General features: G+C 36.1%; 2 protein-coding genes. Both read right to left on the reverse strand.

Annotation, left to right across the window (positions count from 1 at the left end; all coding sequences use genetic code 11):
* On the reverse strand, positions 1–968 hold a 968-nt coding region (locus ACRCJ0_RS14025; protein ID WP_431390844.1), incomplete at its 3' end, for a pyruvate formate lyase family protein.
* Between the two features lie 189 nt (positions 969–1,157).
* On the reverse strand, positions 1,158–1,436 hold a 279-nt coding region (locus tag ACRCJ0_RS14030; RefSeq protein WP_431390845.1), incomplete at its 5' end, for a metal-sulfur cluster assembly factor.

Raw genomic sequence — 1,436 nt, forward strand, 5'->3', positions numbered from 1 at the left:
TTGTAATCAGGTGTACGTGAGAATTTAACTAGACGTAATTTCATAACGAAATGGTCAACTAATTCTTGCGCATCTTTTTCTGAAAGCACGCCTGTAGCAAGATCACGTTCAATATAGATATCTAGGAATGTAGATGTACGACCTAATGACATTGCTGCCCCATTTTGATCTTTAATTGCCGCTAAGTATCCTAAGTATAACCATTGGAATGCTTCTTGCGCTGTTTCAGCTGGACGCGTTAAATCAAAGCCGTAAATATTACCTAATTCAATTAAATCTTGTAAGGCACGGTATTGTTCACTAACTTCTTCACGTAGACGCATAACTTCTTCGTTCATTTGTCCGTTACCAATATTTGCGAAGTCTTTTTGTTTCTCTTCCATTAAACGGTTTACTCCGTATAATGCAACACGACGGTAATCTCCGATAATACGTCCACGACCGTAAGCATCTGGAAGTCCTGTAATTACTCCTGAACGACGAGCAGCACGCATCTCAGGTGTGTATACATCAAATACACCTTGGTTATGAGTTTTGCGGTACTCTGTAAAGATATGTTCAATTTCTGGATCAATCTTGTAGCCATATGCTTCTGCAGATTGAACAGACATACGGATTCCACCGAATGGTTGTAAACTACGTTTGAAAGGTTTGTCAGTTTGAACACCCACAACTTTTTCAACGTCTTTGTTCAGGTAACCCGCATCATGTGACGTAATTGTTGATACAACTTTAGTATCCATATCTAGAATGCCACCAGCATCACGTTCTGCTTTTGTTAGTTCCATTACTTGATCCCATAATTGGAAAGTTTCAATCGTTGCACCTTCTAAGAATGAATCATCACCTTCGTATAAAGTATAATTCTTTTGAATAAAATCTCTAACATCAATTGACTCTTGCCATTTAGTCCCTGTAAAACCTTCCCAAGGATTAACATTCATTTTTTCGTTTTTTAATTTTTCCATGGTATTCCCTCCATATAAATTCGAAGCAAACATCTAAACTTGTGATTAATTACACATATGATAAACTATTTTTATACCTAAAGCAATAGGATATAACAATAAGCAATAGGATATAACAATTATTTATGTGAATTTTAGAACTTTGTACAAAAATAGCCCCATCGTTAGACAGGACTTTTAAATATTAATTTAATTCGGAATAAAATCACTCGGAATACCTAAAGCAATACGAGCAAAGCGTGAGATGCGAGATAAATCCCAATGCGGTTTAAAGACAACTTTTATATCGATTTCAGTAATTTTATCAAAGTTAGCTAATTGATATCTCACGTCACTATCAATGAAGTCTGCTAAGGGACAACCGGCAGTTGTTAAAGTCATTATGACTTCAACCTTCCCTGCTTCATCCATATCTACTTCATATATTAGGCCTAAGTTCGCAATATCTATGCCTAACTCTGGATCGAT

The sequence above is a fragment of the Aerococcus sp. L_32 genome, from assembly GCF_050689315.1.